This window comes from Pseudoalteromonas sp. MMG024, assembly GCF_021654175.1.
Classification (GTDB): domain Bacteria; phylum Pseudomonadota; class Gammaproteobacteria; order Enterobacterales; family Alteromonadaceae; genus Pseudoalteromonas.
This window is the reverse complement of sequence record NZ_JAKFZO010000056.1, coordinates 1-678: the sequence shown is the minus strand read 5'-3', so window position 1 is coordinate 678 and position 678 is coordinate 1. Positions and strand designations below refer to the sequence as shown.

Annotated in this window: 1 protein-coding gene; it reads right to left on the bottom strand. The window is 38.6% G+C overall.

From position 1 onward, the window contains the following. Positions 1 to 118: 118 nt before the first annotated feature. A complete protein-coding gene (locus L1068_RS21835) occupies positions 119 to 577 on the bottom strand; it encodes a hypothetical protein (RefSeq protein WP_237131963.1) in 459 nt (152 codons plus the stop codon). Between the last annotated feature and the right edge of the window lie 101 nt (positions 578 to 678).

Here is a 678-nt window from a genome sequence, read left to right as displayed (position 1 = left end):
CAGGACTATCCTAAGAATTTAACGCCTTAATAAACGGCGTAAAATAGCAGGCTAAACTAAGCGAAGAATGAGCGCAAGCCTGCTGTTTTGCGTCCACTGTTTAATTAATTTGTTAGGGTTACAAAACATCTTTTTTGATTGAGTGTGCTTCAAGTTCCTTTGCTATTAAATTTCGATCCATATCGTCAGGTAATAAGAATGTGATTTCACTATCATCAGTAAACTTAAAAACGATGCCGTTAAATATAAACCTGTACGAAGAGATCAGCTCCCAAGGTATCGAAGTTATATTATCTGCTTTGATTCTGACAAGGCCTTTGGGACCGGAATCAATTTTAACTGGTGACAGCCACGTGACCGTATACAAAACCCAAGCTAAAGTGAAACCTAGCACAGGAGCAATCCAAATTGTTTTAGCTAGATGACTGATAATGTCATCTTTAGTCAACAGGCTTACAACTGCCAAAAAAACGAAAAACAACGTCCATAGTAAGCAGCTTGTTAACACCCCCTTTGAAATGAGGCTATATTTCTCTTGGTTTTGGATTGATTTAATCCAAGGTTCAGTCCACTTCATTGCCTGATTGTAACCCTAACGCCACATTAAGCGGCTATTTGTAGTTGGCTAAAATAGTGAGGCACGAACAAAAGCCAACTGTAAATTGTCCGTTTGAATGC